Raw genomic sequence first — 20176 nt, 5'->3', positions numbered from 1 at the left:
GGTTACGCGTCCTGGTCGCCGATGGCGGCCAGACGTGCCTCTTCGTCCGCCTGGATGGCGGATTGGACGACGGGCTCGAGCGCACCGTTCATGACGCGGTCCAGGTCGTACGCCTTGTAGCCGGTGCGGTGGTCCGCGATCCGGTTCTCCGGGAAGTTGTACGTCCGGATGCGCTCCGAACGGTCCATCCCGCGGATCTGCGACTTGCGCGCGTCCGAGGCGATCGCGTCGAGCTCCTCCTGCTGCCGCGCGAGGATGCGTGCGCGGAGCACGCGCATGCCGGCCTCACGGTTCTGCAGCTGCGACTTCTCGTTCTGCATCGCCACCGTGATGCCCGTGGGCAGGTGGGTGATGCGGACCGCGGAGTCCGTCGTGTTGACGGACTGCCCGCCGGGACCGGAGGACCGGTACACGTCGATCTTCAGGTCGTTCTGGTTGATCGCGACCTCTTCGGGCTCGTCGACCTCGGGGAACACCAGCACGCCGGTCGTCGAGGTGTGGATGCGCCCCTGCGACTCGGTCTGCGGCACGCGCTGCACACGGTGCACGCCGCCCTCGTACTTCAGGTGCGCCCAGACGCCCTGCGACGGGTCGGTCGTGTTCGACTTGATCGCGACCTGGACGTCCTTGTAGCCACCCAGGTCGGACTCGGTGCGCTCGAGGAGTTCGACCTTCCAGCCCTTGGTCTCGGCGTAGTGCGAGTACATGCGCAGGAGGTCGGCCGCGAACAGCGCCGATTCCTCGCCGCCCTCGCCGCCCTTGATCTCCATGATCACGTCGCGCCCGTCGTCGGGGTCGCGCGGGATGAGCAGCCGGCGGAGACGCTCCTGGCGCTCCGCCAACTGCTCCTCGAGCCCGGGGACCTCGTCCGCGAACGCCGAGTCCTCACGCGCGAGCTCCTGGGCGGCGGCGAGGTCGTCCCCCGCCGCCTGCCAGGACTCGTACGCGGACTTGATCTGGTTGAGCTCGGCGTAGCGCCGGTTCACCTTCTTCGCCCGGGCCGCATCGGCGTGGAGCGCGGGGTCCGACAGCTGCTGCGTCAGGTCCTCGTGTTCCGCCAGCAGCCCTGCCACCGACTCGAACACGCGTTACTCCTGGTGACCGTTGTGGTGAGCGCCGCCGGTCGTCGGGACCGACTTCTGCACCTGCACCAGGAACTCGACGTTCGACTGCGTCTCCTTGAGGTTCCGCAGCACGATCTCGAGGGCCTGCTGCGGGTCGAGCCCGGCGAGGGCTCGGCGCAGACGCCAGGTGATCTTGACCTCGTCGGCGGAGAGCAGCTGCTCCTCGCGACGGGTACCGGAGGCGTTGACATCGACGGCCGGGAAGATCCGCTTGTCCGCCAGGTGACGGTTCAGGCGGAGCTCCATGTTGCCGGTGCCCTTGAACTCCTCGAAGATGACCTCGTCCATCTTGGAACCGGTCTCGACGAGCGCGGTGGCGAGGATGGTCAGCGAGCCGCCGTCCTCGATGTTGCGCGCCGCACCGAAGAAGCGCTTCGGCGGGTAGAGCGCCGCCGAGTCGACGCCACCGGAGAGCACGCGGCCCGACGCCGGGGTCGACAGGTTGTAGGCACGGCCCAGACGGGTGATCGAGTCGAGCAGCAGCACGACGTCGTGGCCCAGCTCCACCAGGCGCTTCGCACGCTCGATGGCGAGCTCGGCGACCGTGGTGTGGTCCTCGGCCGGACGGTCGAAGGTCGAGGCGATGACCTCACCCTTCACCGTGCGCTGCATGTCGGTGACCTCTTCGGGCCGCTCGTCGACGAGGACGACCATGAGGTGCGCCTCGGGGTTGTTCTTCGCGACGGCGTTCGCGATGGCCTGCAGCACGACGGTCTTGCCGGCCTTGGGCGGCGAGACGATGAGGCCGCGCTGGCCCTTGCCGATCGGCGACACGAGGTCGATGATGCGGGTGCTCAGCTTGCCCGGCTCCGTCTCGAGACGCAGGCGCTCGTTCGGGTACAGCGGGGTGAGGTCCGAGAAGTCGACACGGGCCGCTGCTTCTTCGGCGGTCTGGCCGTTGACCGAGTCGACGGTCACGAGCGCGTTGTACTTCTGACGGCTCTGCTGCTCGTTGTCACGGGGCTGCTTGATCGAACCGACGACGGCGTCGCCCTTGCGCAGGTGGTACTTCTTCACCTGGCCGAGGGAGACGTAGACGTCGTTCGGTCCGGGCAGGTAGCCGGTGGTGCGGACGAACGCGTAGTTGTCGAGGACGTCGAGGATGCCCGCGATCGGGATCAGGACGTCGTCCTCGGTGACCTCGGGCTCGAAGTCGTCGTTCTGGCCGCCACGGCCGCGCTTGCGGTCACGCTGGCGACGGCTGCGGCCGCCCTCGGTGTCGTCGGCGTTCTGCTGGGCCTGCTGGCCCTGCTTCTGCTGACCGTTCTGCTTCTGCTGGTTCGCCGCCTGCTGCTTCTGCTCGGCGCGGTCGTCCTGCTTCTGGTCGCGCTGCTTGGCGTCGCCCTGCTTCGCGTCGGCCTGCTTGGCGTCGGCCTGCTTCTGCTGGTCGCCGCCGTTCTGCTTCTGCTGGCCGCCCTGCTGGTGCTGCTGGCCGTCCTGCTGCTCGCCGTTCTGCTCGCCGTTCTCGGCGTTCTGCCCACGGCCACGACCGCGACCACGGCTGCGACGGCCGCGACGCGAACCGCCCTCGCCGTTCTGGTCGTTCTGGTCGTGCTGCTCGCCGGAGTCGGCGGCACCGGACTGGTCCTGCGACTCGCCGTCGGTGCTCTGCTGCTCGGTCCGCGCCTGCTGCTCGGTGCGGGCCTGCTGGTCGGTCTGGGCAGGTGCCGAGGTCGGCGTCTGCTGGTCGGCCGACTCGTTCGGCTGCTGGGCCTGCTGGTCGGCACCGCGCTGGCCGCGGCCGCGACGCTGCCCACCGGTCTGCGTCTGGGCGGCTTCCTGGGCGTCCTTCTCGGCACGCACCTGGTCGAGGCCCGCGAGCAGGTCCTCGGTGCCGGTGTGGCCGGCGTTGGTGTGCTCGGCGGCCGAGGTCGGGCCGGCGTTCACGGTGCCACCGGACGACGCGCGGCGCGAACGGCGGGCACGCGACGGCGCGGCCGGCTCGGACTCGACGGCGGGTGCCTCGGGGTCGGCGACCGGAGCGGTCGGTGCCTCGGCTGCGGGCTCCGGCAGCGTCGGCTGCTCGGTCACCGGCGCCGCGGCGGGGGTCGTGGCGGGCGCTGCCGCGGCGGGGACGTCGTCCGTGACGGGGCGCTTGTCCTCGATGGAGGCGATGAGGTCGCCCTTGCGGAGCTTGGAGAGCCCGGTGATGCCGAGCGAGGAGGCGATGCGCTGGAGTTCCGGCAGGCGGAGGGCGCGCAGGTCGCTGGGGATCTCCACCGGGGTGGAGTTGTTGTCGGTCAAGGTCGGTGTTTCCTTTCGAACCGCAGAACGCGGAGAGTTTCCACCGTCCCGGATGCACGGGTATGCATCGACCGCCGTTCAGACGACGGACCGGGATTCGGTGATCAGAAAGAGATGCACACCCGCGCGCCGGACCCTGCGACGTCGCAGGCGCTGTCCTTGAGGACGGGCATACCGTGCGGTTACGCGGGTTCGGCTTCGAGCGCCGAGTGCGCCACCACTGTAGCACCACCGAGATCGACGGCCAGCATGAGCGCGCGCCAGTCGGATTCCCCGTGTCGGGCGACGAGATCCGCGGCTGTGAGCCGTTGTGCCGGGTCGCTGCCGAGCACGAGCAGGCTCGGTCCCGCCCCCGACACGACGGCCGCGAGGCCGTGCTGCCGGAGCAGTCCGATCAGCGCGTCGGTCTCCGGCATCGCGCTGGCCCGGTACGCCTGGTGCAGGCGGTCCTCGGTCGCGGCGAGCAGGAGCTCGGGGCTCTGGATGAGCGCGGCGACGAGCAGCGCGGAACGGGAGACGTTGAACGCGGCGTCGGCGTGCGGGACGTTCTCGGGCTGCAGGGAGCGGGCGAGCTTCGTCGACAGCGTGGACGTCGGCACGAACACGACCGGGGCGACGCCGCGGTGCACCAGGAGCCGCTTGTACGCGGGTCCCTCGGCCGTCATCCACGCGATGGTGAGCCCACCGAAGAGTGCGGGGGCGACGTTGTCCGGGTGCCCCTCCATCTCGGTGGCCAGGCTGAGCAGGGTCGAGGCGTCCAGGTCGACGATGCCCTCGAGCAGCCCGCGGGCCGCCATCAGGCCGGCGACGATCGCGGCCGCCGAGGAACCGAGCCCGCGGCCGTGCGGGATCGCGTTCGTGGCGTGCAGCTCGAGGCCGGGCTGGTCGACGCCGGCGTGCTCGAGGCCGCGGCGGACGGCGCGCACGACCAGGTTCGTGTCGTCGGTGGCGACCTCGCCGGCACCGACGCCCTGCACCGTGACGGTGGCGCCGGCTTCCGGGCGGATCCGGACGACGACCTCGTCGTACAGCGAGAGCGCGAGACCGAGCGAGTCGAACCCCGGGCCGAGGTTCGCGGACGTCGCCGGCACGCGGACGCGCACGGCCCGTCCGGCGGGCAACACGTGGGCCGCCCGCCCGGCGGGCACAGCGTGGACCGCCCGTCCGGCCGGTACAGCACTGCGGGCGGTGACGCCCTCCCCCGGTCCGGACGAGCGGTCGGGGCTCACTGCGCCGCGACCAGTCCGAGCACGTCCGCGATCGACTTGGTGTCGACCGGCACGCTCGTCGGGGTGACCTCGCTGCCGTCCTCGGTGCGCAGGGCCCACTGCGGGTCCTTCAGGCCGTGGCCGGTGACGGTGATGACGACCTTCGCGCCCTTCGGCACGACGCCGGCGTCGGCACGCTCGAGCAGCCCGGCGACACCGATGGCCGAAGCGGGCTCGACGAAGACGCCGACCTCGGCCGACAGGATGTGGTGCGCGGCGAGGATCGCCTCGTCCGAGATCGCGCCGAAGTAGCCGTCGGTCTCGTCGCGGGCCTCGAGGGCGAACTGCCACGAGGCCGGGTTGCCGATGCGGATCGCGGAGGCGATGGTGTCGGGGTTCTTGACGACCTCGCCACGGACGATCGGTGCGGAACCGGCGGCCTGGAACCCGAACATGCGCGGGAGCTTCGTCGTGCGACCGGCGGCCACGTCCTCGCGGTAGCCACGGGAGTACGCGGTGTAGTTGCCCGCGTTGCCGACCGGCAGGAAGTGGAAGTCCGGGGCGTCGCCGAGGACGTCGACGACCTCGAACGCAGCGGTCTTCTGGCCCTCGATGCGGTCGTTGTTGACCGAGTTGACGAGGTGCACCGGGTAGTTCGCCGCCAGGTCGCGGGCGATGTCGAGGCAGTCGTCGAAGTTGCCCTGGACCTGCAGCAGCTGGGCGTCGTGCGCGACGGCCTGGCTGAGCTTGCCCATGGCGATCTTGCCCTCCGGCACGAGCACCGCGGCGGTGATGCCGGCGTGCGTGGCGTACGCGGCGGCCGAGGCGCTGGTGTTGCCGGTCGAGGCACAGATGACGGCCTTCGCGCCGTGCTCGACGGCCTTCGAGATCGCCATCGTCATGCCGCGGTCCTTGAAGGACCCGGTCGGGTTCATGCCCTCGAACTTGACGTAGACCTCGGCGCCGGTGCGCTCGGAGAGCCGACGAGCCGGGATGAGGGGCGTGCCGCCCTCGCCGAGCGTGACGATCGGCGTCGCCTCGGTCACGTCGAGTCGGTCGGCGTACTCGCGCAGGACTCCCTGCCACTGGTGGGCCATCAGGCTTCTCTCTCTGTCCGGTGGGTCGGTCTGGTGGTGGTTCGCGGTCGGCCTGGAGGCCCGTGGTGCGTCAGGCGCCGACGAAGCGCAGGACGCTGGTCACATCCAGGACCACGTCTTCGCCGCGGAGCGTGCGGACGGTGTCCGCCAGGTCGGCTTCGCGCGCCAGGTGCGTGCCGATGACGAGCGCTGCCGTCCCCTCGGAGGCACCCGTGGTGGTCTGCTCGACGGTCTCGACGCTCACGCCGTGCTTCGCGAGCACGCCGGCGACCGTCGACAGCACGCCGGGGGCGTCCGTGACGTGCAGGGTGATCTGGTAGCGCGTGCGCACGGTGCCGATCGGGAAGACGGGCAGGTCCGACTGGGTCGACTCCGCGACACCCGGGCCGCCGATGACGTGCCGACGTGCGGCGGACACCAGGTCGCCGAGGACGGCGGACGCGGTCTCGACACCACCGGCACCGGCGCCGTAGAACATGAGGTCGCCGGCAGCCTCGGCCTCGACGAACACGGCGTTCTTCGCGCCGTGCACGCTCGCCAGGGGGTGCGACTCCGGCACGAGGGCCGGGTAGACGCGGGCGCTGACGCCCTCGCGGCCGTCCGCGTCGGTCAGTCGCTCGGCGGTCGCCAGGATCTTCACGACGTAGCCGGCCTTGCGCGCGGCGCGGACCTGCTCGATGGTGACCGAGGTGATGCCCTCGCGGTGCACGGCAGCGAGCGGCACTGAGGTGTGGAACGCCAGCGAGGCCAGGATCGCGGCCTTCTGCGCGGCGTCGTAGCCCTCGATGTCGGCGGTCGGGTCGGCCTCGGCGTACCCGAGCTCGGTCGCGGTCGCCAGGGCGTCCTCGAACGTCGCGCCCTCGCGGTCCATCAGGTCGAGGATGAAGTTCGTGGTGCCGTTGACGATGCCCATGATCCGCTCGATGCGGTCACCCGCGAGCGAGTCGTGCAGCGGTCGGATGATCGGGATCGCACCGGCGACGGCGGCCTCGTAGTACAGCTGCGCACCGACCTGCTCGGCCACCGCGAAGAGCTCCGGACCATGGGTCGCGAGGAGCGCCTTGTTGCCCGTCACGACGTCCGCGCCGGACTGCAGCGCCTGCAGCACGAGCGTGCGCGCGGGCTCGATGCCGCCGATCAGCTCGACGACGATGTCGGCACCGAGGATGAGCGACTCGGCGTCGGTGGTGTAGAGGTCCTTCGGCAGGTCGACGTCACGCGCGGCGTCGACGTCGCGCACGGCGATCCCGACGAGTTCGAGGCCGGCACCGGCGCGCGAGGCGAGTTCGTCGGCGTGCTCGAGCAGGAGCCGCGCGACCTGGGACCCGACCGAGCCGGCCCCGAGCAGCGCGACGCGGACGTTGCGGTATTCGATCATCTGGAGTTGGTTCCTGTTCGTCGGGTCAGCGACCGGTGCCGGCGTGGGGCACGGGGCGGACCCCGGTGTCGCGGGCGAGGAGGTCGTCGATCGACTCGCCCCGCACGAGGATACGGGTTGTGCCGTCCGCCACGGCGACGACCGGCGGGCGGCCCACGTGGTTGTAGTTGCTCGACAGCGCCCAGCAGTACGCCCCGGTGGCTGCGACGGCGAGCAGGTCCCCCCGCTGGACGTCACCCGGCAGGTACTCGTCGTTGACCACGATGTCCCCGCTCTCGCAGTGCTTCCCGACGACGCGGGTGAGGACGGCCGGCGCCTCGGACGTCCGGGCGAGGCGCGCGGTGTAGTCGGCGCCGTACAGGGCAGGACGGGCGTTGTCGCTCATCCCGCCGTCGACGGACACGTAGGTGCGGGTGGCGTGGCCGGTGTCCGCGTCGCCGGTCTCGAGCGTGACGGGCTTGATCGTGCCGACGCGGTAGAGCGTGATGCCCGCCGGCCCGACGATGTAGCGACCGGGCTCGACCGCGACCTCGGGCACCGGGATGTCCCGCTCGGCGCAGGCCTCGGCGATGATCGCGGCGAGGGCGTCGGCGACGTCCTCGGGTGCGAACGCGGAGTCGGCCTCGGTGTAGTCGATGCCCCAGCCGCCGCCGAGGTTCAGCTCGGGCACCGGGCCCGACTCGACGAGGGTGGCGTGCACGTCCATCAGGCGTCGAGCGGCTTCGCGGAACCCGGACTCGTCGAAGATCTGCGATCCGATGTGCGAGTGCAGCCCGACGAACACGAGCGACGACTCGGCGCGCACCGCCTCGGCCGCGGCGACGGCCTCGGTGAGCGGGATGCCGAACTTCTGGTCCTCGCGCGCGGTCGCCAGGTACTCGTGGGTGGACGCGTGGACGCCGCTGTTGATGCGGATCCGGACGCGCTGCACGACCCCGGCGTCGGCAGCGGCGCGAGCGACGCGCTGGACCTCCTCGTGGCTGTCGAGCACGATCGTGCCCACGCCGACCTCGACCGCGCGGGCGATCTCGGCGTCGGACTTGTCGTTGCCGTGGAAGCCGAGCATCGCCGGGTCGATCCCGGCGGCCAGGGCGACCGCGAGCTCCCCGCCGGTGCAGACGTCCACGCGCAGGTCGGCCTCGGCCATCCACGCCACGACCTGGGTCGTCAGGAACGCCTTGCCGGCGTAGTAGACGTGCGCCCGGGTGCCGATGCCCTCGAACGCCTCGGTGAACGCGTTCCGCACCCGGACCGCACGGGACTGCACGTCACGCTCGTCGACGACGTACAGCGGGGTGCCGTACTGCCGGACGAGGTCCGTCGCGGTGACACCGCCGACCGCCAGGTCGCCGTCGTCGGTCCGCGTCGCGGACGCGGGCCAGATCCGGTCCACCAGCTCGGAGGCGTCCGTCGGGAACCGCAGTCGCGGCGGTGCAAGGGGGTTCTCGCTCACGGGACCCGATCCTACCGACGCGGGGCGGGCCTCCCGTCCGTGTGACGCAGCCACGGGATCAGCCGCAGCTGCCGACCGTCTGCAGGCCCTGCTCGTTGAGCGGCAGCGCGTCCGCGGTGACGCGGACCGTCGCGTCGGCCTTCGAGACGTCGAGCGAGCGCACGCGGAGCGCCTCGGGCAGGAACTGCGCCGTGCACACCTGCACCGGCACGTTCGTGACGCCGGGGATCGAGTCCACCTTGAGGCCGAGGTCGGAGTTCGTGATCCGCACGCTCTTCGGGGTGATCGTGATGCCGCGGCCGTCGTCCTGCGCGACCACGTCGCCCTTCGCCGCGTAGGTGATGTCGTAGCCGAGCACCGCCGTGGAACCGGACAGCTCGACGCCGCCGTCCACCAGGGTCAGCCGGTCGAACAGCGGGCTGTACTTCGACAGGTCCTTCACGCTCGACGACGCCAGCGTGACCGTGCCGTCGACGTCGTGCACGTCGCCCTTGCCGTCCACGGGGACGTCCTTCGCGGTGACGTCGGCGGCGAGCGGGATGCCGTCGACGGTGAGCTTCTCGGACGTGATCTCGACCTGGTCGAGGGTGCCGCCGATCAGCTGCGGGATGACGATGCCGTCGGCGTGCGCCTCGACCTGGCCCGTGGTGCCGTCGGGCAGCGACTGCTCGACCTGCTGGGCGATGATGCGGTCGACGACCCCGCGGAGCACGAACTCGGCGATCACGACGAGGGCGGCGAGCACGACGACGACCACGATCAGGACGACGGGCCAGCGGCGGCGCTTGCGGGGGCGTTCGGTGGCGGCGGACATGCGTCCCACCCTGCCAGGTGGTCCCGTCAGCCTGCCTGGAGGCGCGGGGTGCGTCCGGTGGGCGGGCGCGGCGGGGCGATGGGTTTCTTCCACACCGTGGAACGGACACAGCACCGCGGGATTCCGCGGTGCTGTGTCCGGAACCTGGTTCCGGGGGGGCGCCGCTCCGCTACATCCGGGACGGAGCGCTCACGCCGAGCAGGCCGAGGCCGTTGCGGACGACCTGGCCGGTGGCGTCGTTCAGCCACAGGCGCGTGCGGTGCAGGTCGGTGACCGGCTCGTCGCCGAGCGGGGTCACGCGGCAGGCGTCGTACCAGCGGTGGTACAGGCCCGCGAGCTGCTCGATGTACCGGGCGATGCGGTGCGGCTCGCGGAGCTCTGCGGCGTGGCGCACCACGCGCGGGTACTCGGCGAGGGCGCCGAGCAGCGCACCCTCGGAGTCGTGCGTCAACAGCGAGGCGTCGAACACGGAGCGGTCGACCCCGGCGGCCTCGGCGTTGCGGGCCACCGACTGGGTGCGTGCGTGGGCGTACTGCACGTAGAAGACCGGGTTGTCGTTGGTGCGCTTGACGAGCAGGTCGAGGTCGATGTCGATCGCGGTGTCGCTGGCGAACCGGACGAGCGAGTACCGGCCGGCGTCGACGCCCACCGCGTCGACGAGGTCCTCCATCGTGACGATCGTGCCGGCGCGCTTGGACATGCGCATGGGCTCGCCGTCCTTGAGCAGGTTGACCATCTGCCCGATCAGGATCTCGAGGTTCGTGCCCGGCTCGTCGCCGAACGCGGCGCACATCGCCATCATCCGGCCGACGTAGCCGTGGTGGTCCGCGCCGAGCATGATCAGGTTGCGCTCGAAGCCGCGCTCGCGCTTGTCGAGGTAGTACGCCAGGTCGCCGGCGATGTACGCGGGCTCGCCGTCGGACTTGATGACCACGCGGTCGCGGTCGTCGCCGAAGTCGGTCGTGCGGAGCCACTCGGCGCCCTCGGCCTCGTACATCACGCCCGCCGAACGCAGCCGGGCGATGGCGCGCTCGACGGCCTTCGACTCGTGCAGGGCGTTCTCGTGGAAGTAGACGTCGAAGTCCACGCCGAAGTCGTGCAGCGACGACTTGATGTCCGCGAACATGAAGTCGACGCCCTCGCGCCGGAAGAGTTCCTGCGCCTCGTCGCGCGGCAGGTCCTTCACGTCGACCGAGGGGTCGAGTGTCGCGATGACGCGGGCCGCGATCTCGGCGATGTACGCACCGCCGTAGCCGTCCTCCGGCGTGGGCTCACCGAGCGCCGACGCGACGAGCGAGCGGGCGAAGCGGTCGATCTGCGCGCCGTGGTCGTTGAAGTAGTACTCGCGGGTGACGAGGCCGCCCTGCGCCTGGAACACGCGGGCCAGGCTGTCGCCGACCGCCGCCCAGCGCACGCCGCCCATGTGGATCGGGCCGGTCGGGTTCGCCGAGACGAACTCCAGGTTGATCCGGACGCCGTCGTACAGGTCGCCGTGCCCGAAGGCGTCACCGCCCTCGACGATCGTGCGGGCGATCTCACCGGCTGCTGCGGCCTCGAGCGTGATGTTGATGAACCCCGGGCCGGCGACGTCGACCGAGGCCACGCCGTCGAGCTCGGTCAGCTCGCCGGCGATCTCCGTGGCGAGCTCGCGCGGGTTCGTGCCGATGCGCTTCGCGAGCTGCATGGCGGCGTTCGAGGCCCAGTCGCCGTGCGCACGGTTCTTCGGACGCTCGAGCACCACGTGGGAGTCCCCGATCGTCACGGTCTCGGACGCGCCTCGTCGCTCGACGATCCCGGTCAGGATCGACAGGTACGCGGCGGAGAGTTCGGCAGGAGTCACGGCGGACGAGTCTACCGGGACACCCAGGTGCACGCCGGACGATGGGCCATCATGTCGGGATGACCACCCGAAGCCGTGCCCGGGCGTGCTCCGTCGCCGTCGTCACCGCCGCAGCAGCACTCGCCCTGTCGGCCTGCTCGGGCGGCGGGGACAGCGACCCGACGCCCAGCCCGACCCCGGTCGGCAAGACGGTGTCGCAGACCTGCGCCGAGCTCCTGCCGACCGAGGCCCTGTCCGTGTACGGGACGACCTTCGCGCTCGACGACTCCTTCACGCCGGCGAAGGGCTCCCCCGCCGCCACGATCGCGAAGCAGCGGGGCCGCGTCTGCCAGTTCGTCGCCACCGACGACGACACCGAGACGATCACCCTGGCCGTCGCCGACCTGCCTGAGAAGTCGCTCACGAACCTGAAGGACGCCCTGTACGACCGGGGCGGATCGGTCCCCACCTACCGCGTCGAGGGCTACTTCGCGCTGAACGACGGCATCGGCCGCGCGGACGCCTTCGCCGACCCGTACTGGATCACCACGCAGTCGACGCTGTTCACGGAGCCCGGCGGCGCACAGCCCGTCGTCGACGCGGTGCGCGCAGCGCTGCAGCCGTCGGCGTCGGCGTCGGCGTCGGCGACGCCCGCGGGCTGACGCACCCGCGCCGGCACGGTGCGGGGTCCGCCATCCGGTGCGAGGTTGCACGCCTGGTGCGCGCTTGCAGCGCCGCACGGAGCGCGCAACGCCGCACGGGCCCGAAACGGACGCACCGTGCGGACGGGAGGCCCGTGGCGGGCCGGCACCGCGCCTCCCGTCCAGCGGCGACCACGCACGGCGCCGGGTCCGCCGCCCGGTGCGAGGTTGCACGCCTGGTGCGCGCTTGCAGCGCCGCACGGAACACGGAACCTCGCACCGGCCCGCGACGCACGCACCGTGCAGACGGGAGGCCCGAGGCGGGCCCGCACCGCGCCTCCCGTCCAGCGGCGACCGCGCACGGTGCCGGGTCCGCCGCCCGGTGCGAGGTTGCACGCACGGTGCGGACGGGAGGCCCGTGGCGGCCCCGCACCGTGCCTCCCGTCCGACGGCCACCACGCACAGTGCCGGGCCCGCCGCGTGGTGCGAGGTTGCACGCTTGGTGCGCGCTTGCAGCGCCGCACGGAGCGCGCAAGCCCGCACGGGCCCGCGACGCGCGCACGGTGCGGACGGGAGGCCCGTGGCGGCCCCGCACCGCGCCTCCCGTCCAGCGGTGACCACGCACGGCGCCGGGCCCGCCGCCCGGTGCGAGGTTGCGCGCCTGGTGCGCGCTTGCAGCGCCGCACGGAGCGCGCAACCTCGCACGGGCCCGAAACGCACGCACGGTGCGGACGGGAGGCCCGTGGCGGGCCCGCACCGTGCCTCCCGTCCGCCCTGCGGCCGCGCCTCGTGCGCGACACGCGCTGTCCAGGAGCCCGCGCCGGACCTGCTACGGTTATTCCACCCCTTGGCCCCCATAGCTCAGGGGATAGAGCACTGCCCTCCGGAGGCAGGGGCGGAGGTTCGAATCCTCCTGGGGGCACTGGAAATTGCCGGCCAAGCTGCGGCGACCTTCCCCCGTTGAGACTTCTCCGGTCCGTCGCCAGTCTCATGGCGGATGTCGGCGTTCGCGCGGATGATGAGCAGGAATGGTCGGGTCGGGGGAAGCGACTCGACAGTTTCTGCTCACGAAGCGCCCGCGCGCACCGCGCTACCCCGTGTTTCCGAGCGCGACACCTCGGTCCCCTAGGATCACGGGCCGGTCGTCCTGCACGCGACCGGGAAGAGGGAACCGATGACCACCGGCACCGGGGACGCGCAGCTCGAACTCGCCCGCGGCGGGCACGCCCCCGCACCACGGACCCTGTTCGACGTCCTCGCGGCGACCGCGGCCACCCACCCGACCGCCACCGCGCTCGAGGACCCCGCCGGCACCGTCGACTACGCCGCCCTGCTCGACCTGGTGCGCGCGCAGGCCGACGACCTCGCCCGTCGCGGCGTCCGCCGGGGCGACCGGGTCGGGGTGCGGATCCCCTCCGGCGGGCGTGACCTGTACTTGTCGATCCTCGCGGTCCTCGCCGCCGGAGCCGCGTACGTGCCCGTCGACGCCGACGACCCCGAGGAACGCGCGACCCTCGTGTTCGGTGAGGCCGGAGTCGTCGGCGTGATCGGGGCCGGCGGCGTCCTGCGCGACCGCGACGGCGGCGAGCTGCCCGTGACCGATCCCACGGCGAGCGCCGAACTCCCCCACCTGGACGACGACGCGTGGATCATCTTCACCTCGGGGTCGACCGGGGTGCCGAAGGGCGTGGCCGTGACGCACCGTTCTGCGGCGGCGTTCGTGGACGCCGAGGCGCGGATGTTCCTGCAGGCGGCGCCGATCGGACCCGGTGACCGGGTGCTCGCGGGGCTGAGTGTCGCGTTCGATGCTTCGTGCGAGGAGATGTGGCTGGCGTGGGGGCACGGTGCCGCGTTGGTGCCGGCGCCGCGGTCGTTGGTGCGGACGGGGGTGGACCTCGGGCCGTGGTTGATCGCGCACACGATCACGGTGGTGTCGACGGTGCCGACGCTCGCGGCGCTGTGGCCGGACGATGCGTTGGAGCAGGTGCGGCTGGTCATCTTCGGTGGTGAGGCGTGCCCGCCGGAGCTGGCGGCGCGCATCGCGAGCCGGGACCGTGAGGTGTGGAACACGTACGGTCCGACGGAGGCGACGGTGGTGGCGTGCGGGTCGCTGCTCGACGGGAGCCAGCCGATCCGGATCGGGCTGCCGCTGGACGGGTGGGACCTGGCGGTCGTGGACGGTGCCGGGCAGCGGGTGGAGCCGGGCGGGGTCGGTGAGCTCGTGATCGGTGGTGTCGGGTTGGGGCGGTACCTGGACCCGGCGAAGGACGCGGAGAAGTACGCGCCGTTCCCGGAGCTCGGGTGGGAGCGGGCGTACCGGAGTGGTGACCTGGTGCGCTACGACCCCGAGGGGCTCGTGTTCCAGGGGCGTGCGGACGACCAGGTGAAGCTCGGTGGTCGGCGCATCGAGCTCGGGGAGATCGACGCGGCGCTGCAGGCGCTCGACGACGTGGCCGGTGGTGCGGCCGTGGTGCAGCGGACGCCGGCGGGCAACCAGGTGCTGGTGGGGTACGTGGCGCCGGTGGCGGGTGCCACGGTGGACGTCGCGGCTGCGAACGCCCGGTTGCGGCAGGAGCTGCCCGCGGCGCTCGTCCCGCTCGTCGCCGTGGTGGACTCGTTGCCGACGCGGACGTCGGGCAAGGTCGACCGTGCCGCGCTGCCGTGGCCGTTGCCCGGGGCGACGGACGCCGCGATGCTGCCGGACACGGTGGCGTGGATCGCGGAGCGTTGGGCGGCGATCCTCGGGGTGCCGGTGTCGAGCGTCGACGACGACTTCTTCGCGCACGGTGGCGGGTCGCTGACGGCGGCGCAGCTGGTGTCCGCGATCCGGGAGCGGTTCCCGACGACGACCGTCGCCGACGTCTACGACCACCCGCGCATCGGCGCGCTGGCGGCCGCGTTGGACGAGTCCGGTCCGGTGGCGGCCGCATCACGCGACGTGACGCCGGTCCCGCCGACGACGGGCCTCGCGATGACGCTGCTGGGCTTGCCGGTGCAGGTGCTGCGCGGGTTGCGGGTCCTGACGTGGACGGCGCTGGTCGCGGCGGTGCTGCACGCGACGACGCTGCCGTTCCTGCCGGTGCTCCCCTGGCCGGCGCTCGTGGTCGCGCTGCTGGTGTTCGTGACGCCGATCGGCAAGATGGCACTCACGGTCGTGCTGGCTCGGCTGCTGCTCGTCGGGGTCCGGCCGGGCGACCACCCCCGGGGTGGCTCGGTGCACCTGCGGGTCTGGCTGGCGGAGCGGATCGCCGAGGCGGTCGACGGTCCCTCGACCGCCGGGGCGCCGTGGATCAGCTACTACGCCCGTGCGCTCGGGGCGCGGATCGGCACGGACGTCGACCTGCACACGCTCCCGCCGGTCACCGGGATGCTCACGATCGGCAAGCGTGCGTCGATCGAGCCCGAGGTGGACCTCGCGGGGCACTGGGTGGACGGTGACGTGTTCCGGCTCGGCCGGGTCCGTGTCGACGACGACGCCGTCGTGCACAGCCGCACCACGCTGCTGCCCGGTGCGCACGTGGGCGCGGGTGCCGAGGTCGAGGCCGGCTCCGCCGTCGCCGGCCGGGTGCCCGCCGGTCAGCGCTGGGCGGGTTCGCCCGCTGAACGCGTCGGGTCGGCCAGGCACGGCCGGGAGGCCCGTCCCCCGTCGCGTCGACGCTGGCTGCTGGCGTACGGGGCCGGCTCCGTGGCCGTGGCCGGGTTGCCGGTGATCGGTGTCGCGGTCGGGCTGCTGGTCGCCGTCGCCCTGGTCGGGCGCGCGTCGACGCTCGGCGACGCGCTGCTGCGCGCCCTCGCGACCGTGCCGCTCGTGACCGTCGTCGCCGGGGCCGTGTACGCGCTGCTCGTGGTGGGGTCGGTGCGGTTGCTCGGCATCGGGCTGCACGAGGGGCGTCACCCCGTGCGTTCGCGGATCGGCTGGCAGGCGTGGTCGACGGAGCGGGTGCTGGACGCGGCGCGGACGCTGCTGTTCCCGCTGTACGCCTCGCTCGTGACGCCCGTGTGGTTGCGGCTGCTCGGGGCGAAGGTCGGCCGGAACACGGAGATCTCGACGGTCCTGCTCATCCCCGCGCTGACGCAGATCGCGTCCGGTGCCTTCCTGGCCGACGACACCATGGTCGCCACGTACGAGCTCGGTGGTGGCCGGGTGCGGATCGGCCGGTCGAAGGTCGGTCGGCGGGCGTTCCTCGGCAACAGCGGGATGACGGGCGCCGGACGCTCGGTCCCCCGCGAGGCGCTGGTGGCGGTGCTGTCCGCCGTGCCGAAGAAGGCCAAGCGCGGGTCGTCGTGGCTCGGCTCGCCCCCGGTGCGGCTGCGCCGTGCGGCGACGCAGTTCGACGAGGAGCGCACCTTCCGCCCGCCCGTCCGGCTCAAGGTCGCCCGCGGCTGCTGGGAGCTGCTGCGGCTCGTGGCCCCGATGGTGTCCGCCGCGATCGCCCTCGGGGTGGCGGGCACCCTGCTCGCCCTGTGGTCGGCGGTCGGCGTCGGGTGGACGGTGCTGCTCGCCGGACCGGTGCTCATCGTCGCCGGGGCCGTCGCCGCGGTGGTGTCGACGATCGCGAAGTGGGCGTTCGTCGGCCGGATCATCGCCCGGGAGCACCCGCTGTGGTCGTCGTTCGTGTGGCGCAACGAGGTGCAGGACACCTTCGTCGAGACGGTCGCCCGGCCCTGGTTCGCCGAGCAGGCCACCGGCACCCCGGCCCTGGCGGCGTGGCTGCGGAGCCTCGGCGCGACGATCGGCCGCGGCACCTGGCTCGAGACCTACTGGCTGCCCGAGGCCGACCTCGTCACCATCGGGGCCGGCGCCTCGGTGGCGCGCGGGACCGTCGTGCAGACCCACCTGTTCCACGACCGGGTGATGCAGCTCGACACCGTGCGCCTCGACGCCGGCGCGACCCTCGGGCCGCACAGCGTCGTCCTGCCCGCAGCCGGCATCGGCACGGGCGCCACGGTGGGTCCGGCCTCGCTCGTGATGCGCGGCGAGCAGGTGCCCACCGGGTCTCGCTGGTCCGGCAACCCCATCGCTCCGTGGACAGCCGAACCGGCCACCGTGGTGGACTGACCGGCGCCATGGGGTTGACTGGGACCGTGCCGAACACCCCCGCTGCCGACCCGTACACCCCGCACAGCGGCGACCGACGCTGGAGCGCCGAGCACTACGACCTCCGCCTCGACTACCGCGTGGCCACGAACCGTCTCGACGGCACGGCGACGATCACCGCCCGAGCCCACGAACCCCTCGACCGGATCGTCATCGACCTACACGGCCTGAGCGTCGAGCGCGCCGACGTCGACGGCACCCGCGCGAAGAAGGTGTCGAAGGCGGTGCACAAGGTCACCGTGACCCCGGCGTCGCCGATCGCGGCCGACACCACGTTCACCGTGCACCTGCGGTACCGCGGCAACCCGCGCCCCGTCCGCAGCGCCTGGGGCCAGGTCGGGTGGGAGGAACTCACCGACGGCGTCATCGTCGCGGCCCAGCCGACGGGGGCGCCCTCGTGGTTCCCCTGCAACGACCGACCGGACGACAAGGCGACCTACCGGTTCGAGATCGCCGCCGAGGCCGCGTACGACGTCCTGGCGAACGGTGAACTGCTCGGCAAGGAACGCGACCGCATCGGCACCCGCTGGACCTACGCCACCACCGAGCCGATGGCGACGTACCTGGCGACGGTGCAGATCGGGCGGTACCGCACGACGAGGCTCCGCGGCGCCGTCGTCCCCGTGACCCTGCACCACCCCGCCGACCTGGCTGCCGCCGCGAAGACCGACTTCGGGCAGGTACCGGAGATGCTCGCGCTGTTCTCGGACCGCTTCGGCCCGTACCCGTTCGCGGCGTACGGCGTCGTGGTCACCGACGACGAGCTCGAGATCCCCCTCGAGGCCCACGGGCTGGCGGTGTTCGGCCGGAACCACGTCGACGGCGAGCACGGCACCGACCGGCTCATCGCGCACGAGCTCGCGCACCAGTGGTTCGGCAACTCGGTGACGGTCACCCGGTGGCAGGACATCTGGCTGCACGAGGGGTTCGCCTGCTACGCCGAGTGGTTGTGGTCCGAGCACCACGGCGGCGACACCGCCGACACGCTCGCGGCGCAGTACCGGCAGGGGCTCCTCGACCAGCCCGAGGACCTCGTCGTCGGTGACCCCGGCGCGAAGGACATGTTCGACGACCGGGTCTACAAGCGCGGGGCCCTCGCCCTGCACGCCGTCCGCCGCACGTTCGGCGACGACGCGTTCACCGCCGGACTGCGCAGCATCACCGAACGGCACCGGCACGGTTCGGTGACGGTGCCCGACGTGCTCAGTGCGTTCGCCGACGCCGCCGACCGTTCCGTCGCGGACGTCCGGGCGGTGACCGGGCCCTGGATCGACGAGGCGTCGGTACCGGCGCTGCCCGCGCCGCGCGTCGACTAGCCAGCCAGCTCGCCGTCGGCCGGGTCGCAGCTGACCTCGGACCAGACCGCGTCGAGCGACAGCCCGACCACGCCGGCGACGGACGCGATGGTCGAGAACGCCGGGGTCGCGATCCGCCCGGTCTCGATCTTGCGGAGGGTCTCGGGCGAGATCCCGGCGGCGAGGGCGGTGTCGACGATCGACCGTGGGCCACGTGCGCGGCGGAGCAGGGCACCGAGACGGCGGCCGCGCGCGACCTCGTCGGGGCGGAGCGGGAGACGGACCATCCCCACATAGTAATACCGGTATGATCATTCGCGTGATCGAGATCCTGACGCCCGCCGAGGTCGAGAAGGCCCGTGCCACCGGAGCCCTCGTCGGCACCATCCTGCAGACCCTGCGCGAACGCACCCGCGTGGGCACCAACCTGCTCGAGATCGACCGGTGGGCGAAGCAGATGATCGAGGCCGCCGGCGCGGACTCCTGCTACGTCGACTACGCACCCTCGTTCGGTCGCGGCCCGTTCGGACACCACATCTGCACCGCCGTGAACGACGCCGTGCTGCACGGGCTGCCGCACGACCGGGTCCTGGCGGACGGCGACCTGCTCACCCTCGACCTGGCGGTGTCGCTGGACGGCATCGCCGCCGACGCCGCCGTGAGCTTCGTCGTCGGCACCCCGCGCGACGAGGACCTCGCCCTCATCGACGCGACCGAGCGCGCCCTGGCCGCCGGGATCGCCGCCGCCGGCCCCGGCGCCCGCATCGGCGACCTGTCGCACGCCATCGGGACCGTGCTCGAGGGTGCGGGCTACCCGGTCAACGTCGAGTTCGGCGGCCACGGCATCGGCTCGACCATGCACCAGGACCCGCACGTGTCGAACACGGGCCGCGCGGGCCGCGGCTACACGCTCCGGCCCGGCCTCCTGCTCGCGCTCGAGCCGTGGGTGATGGCGGACACCGACGTGCTCGTCACCGATGCCGACGGCTGGACGCTCCGCAGTGCCACGGGAGCCCGGACGGCCCACACCGAGCACACCATCGCGATCACCGAGGACGGCGTCGAGGTGCTCACACTCCCCCGCTGAGCGTCCCCTCGACCACGACGGGCAGCCCGCCGGCCGCGACGACGAGCACCAGGTCGGGTGCCGGACGGTGGACCGACACCGGGTGGTCTCGCCCCTCGAACCGCGCGGCGCCGGCAGCGAGGTCCACGTCGACCGACAGTGGATCGACGCGCAGGCCCCGACCGTCGCGCTTCAGCACGGCCTCCTTCGCCGCCCAGCAGGCCGCGAGCAAGCCGGCACCACCGGCCGAGCGCTCGCGTTCGCCGGGCGTGAAGACGTCGAGGGGCGCTGCGCCGACGCGGGACACCCGCTCGAGGTCGACGCCGATCGTGCCCGGCGCGACCGCGAGCGCGAGCACGCCGGTCGTGCGCGACAGACTGACGCCGAACGCGGTGCCGCACACCGTGGCCCAGGGACGACCGTGGTCGGTCCCGGCACAGTGTGGGCAGACGCGCCCCGCGCGCACGGCGGACGTCTCGACTGCCGCAGCCGACGCGACGGCGGCGACCAGGGCCTCCCGGTCGGCCGCGCGGTCCGGACCCGTCGCGCACAGCGTCACCACGACGGCCTGGAGGCTCGACTCACCCACGCACGCAGCCTACGGTGCGCGGATGGCCGGCCCAGGGCCGTGGTCGCTACGCGTGCGTGAGTGCGATCAGTGCGACGTTCATCGTGCTGTAGAGACCCTCGGATCGGGTCGCCTGGCGGACGCGTCCGCGCAGCACTTCGTAGCGGCCGTCGTGCTCGCGCACGAAGCCGATCACGCCGGTCGCCGGCGTCGAGACGCGGTGGTAGCCGTCCTCGAGCGGGACGACCTCGGTACTCGTGGTTCGCTCCATTGCTGTTCCCTTCCGTTCGTCGTCGAACAGTGGCGTCAGCCTACCCCGGTCCGGGGGACAAGACACCCATGGATCGGCTTGTCCACAGTGTTCGCCGAGA

The 20176-nt window shown here is 72.5% G+C and carries 15 protein-coding genes and 1 tRNA gene; 5 read left to right on the top strand and 11 right to left on the bottom strand.

Features of this window, described 5'->3' with window-relative positions; all coding sequences use genetic code 11:
• Positions 1–2: 2 nt before the first annotated feature.
• From prfA to argS, 8 genes are all read right to left on the bottom strand, one after another.
• Positions 3–1085, bottom strand: a complete 1083-nt coding sequence (prfA, locus tag M4960_RS00700; RefSeq protein WP_111083862.1) for a peptide chain release factor 1 — start codon at positions 1083–1085, stop codon at positions 3–5.
• Positions 1086–1088: 3 nt separating this feature from the next.
• Positions 1089–3368, bottom strand: a complete 2280-nt coding sequence (gene rho / locus M4960_RS00695; RefSeq protein WP_248703237.1) for a transcription termination factor Rho — start codon at positions 3366–3368, stop codon at positions 1089–1091.
• Between the two features lie 182 nt (positions 3369–3550).
• Positions 3551–4492, bottom strand: a complete 942-nt coding sequence (gene thrB / locus M4960_RS00690; protein ID WP_173168655.1) for a homoserine kinase — start codon at positions 4490–4492, stop codon at positions 3551–3553.
• Between the two features lie 101 nt (positions 4493–4593).
• The gene (gene thrC / locus M4960_RS00685; RefSeq protein WP_123294272.1) at positions 4594–5673 is read right to left on the bottom strand and encodes a threonine synthase; all 1080 of its coding nucleotides are present in this window, start codon (positions 5671–5673) and stop codon (positions 4594–4596) included.
• A 70-nt stretch (positions 5674–5743) separates the two neighbouring features.
• Positions 5744–7051: a homoserine dehydrogenase gene (locus M4960_RS00680; protein ID WP_194647875.1), complete on the bottom strand. Its 1308-nt coding sequence runs from the start codon at positions 7049–7051 to the stop codon at positions 5744–5746.
• Positions 7052–7076: 25 nt separating this feature from the next.
• Positions 7077–8504, bottom strand: coding sequence for a diaminopimelate decarboxylase (lysA, locus tag M4960_RS00675; protein ID WP_248703236.1), 1428 nt, complete (start codon positions 8502–8504; stop codon positions 7077–7079).
• A gap of 58 nt (positions 8505–8562) precedes the next feature.
• Positions 8563–9318, bottom strand: coding sequence for an LmeA family phospholipid-binding protein (locus M4960_RS00670; RefSeq protein WP_111083857.1), 756 nt, complete (start codon positions 9316–9318; stop codon positions 8563–8565).
• Positions 9319–9487: 169 nt separating this feature from the next.
• Positions 9488–11158, bottom strand: coding sequence for an arginine--tRNA ligase (argS, locus tag M4960_RS00665; RefSeq protein ID WP_248703235.1), 1671 nt, complete (start codon positions 11156–11158; stop codon positions 9488–9490).
• 59 nt (positions 11159–11217) lie between these two features.
• Here argS and M4960_RS00660 point away from each other — a divergent pair, with 59 nt between their 5' ends.
• The 4 genes from M4960_RS00660 to M4960_RS00645 all read left to right on the top strand — a co-directional run bounded on the left by M4960_RS00660 (position 11218) and on the right by M4960_RS00645 (position 18192).
• The gene (locus tag M4960_RS00660; protein ID WP_248703234.1) at positions 11218–11799 is read left to right on the top strand and encodes a hypothetical protein; all 582 of its coding nucleotides are present in this window, start codon (positions 11218–11220) and stop codon (positions 11797–11799) included.
• 829 nt (positions 11800–12628) lie between these two features.
• Positions 12629–12700: transfer RNA gene (locus tag M4960_RS00655), tRNA-Arg, on the top strand.
• Positions 12701–12952: 252 nt separating this feature from the next.
• Positions 12953–16837: a Pls/PosA family non-ribosomal peptide synthetase gene (locus M4960_RS00650; protein ID WP_248703233.1), complete on the top strand. Its 3885-nt coding sequence runs from the start codon at positions 12953–12955 to the stop codon at positions 16835–16837.
• A 26-nt stretch (positions 16838–16863) separates the two neighbouring features.
• A complete protein-coding gene (locus tag M4960_RS00645) occupies positions 16864–18192 on the top strand; it encodes a M1 family metallopeptidase (RefSeq protein WP_248703232.1) in 1329 nt (442 codons plus the stop codon).
• Here M4960_RS00645 and M4960_RS00640 read toward each other — a convergent pair.
• Positions 18189–18458, bottom strand: a complete 270-nt coding sequence (locus tag M4960_RS00640) for a helix-turn-helix domain-containing protein (protein WP_027465796.1) — start codon at positions 18456–18458, stop codon at positions 18189–18191. The genes M4960_RS00645 and M4960_RS00640 overlap by 4 nt on opposite strands.
• 32 nt (positions 18459–18490) lie before the next feature.
• On the opposite strand from M4960_RS00640, the gene map reads away from it, so the two are divergent.
• Positions 18491–19258, top strand: coding sequence for a type I methionyl aminopeptidase (gene map, locus M4960_RS00635; protein WP_173168660.1), 768 nt, complete (start codon positions 18491–18493; stop codon positions 19256–19258).
• Here the strand turns inward: map and M4960_RS19540 are convergent.
• Together M4960_RS19540 and M4960_RS00625 are read right to left on the bottom strand one after the other, a co-directional pair.
• Positions 19242–19826, bottom strand: a complete 585-nt coding sequence (locus M4960_RS19540; RefSeq protein ID WP_248703231.1) for a 4'-phosphopantetheinyl transferase superfamily protein — start codon at positions 19824–19826, stop codon at positions 19242–19244. The two genes, map and M4960_RS19540, sit on opposite strands and share 17 nt — an antisense overlap.
• A gap of 46 nt (positions 19827–19872) precedes the next feature.
• Positions 19873–20076: a hypothetical protein gene (locus M4960_RS00625; RefSeq protein WP_071255966.1), complete on the bottom strand. Its 204-nt coding sequence runs from the start codon at positions 20074–20076 to the stop codon at positions 19873–19875.
• Positions 20077–20176: the final 100 nt, after the last annotated feature.

The organism is Curtobacterium sp. MWU13-2055 (genome assembly GCF_023242305.1).
GTDB lineage: Bacteria > Actinomycetota > Actinomycetes > Actinomycetales > Microbacteriaceae > Curtobacterium.
Note: the sequence above shows the minus strand (reverse complement) of the source record. Positions and strands in the feature narration are given on the sequence as shown.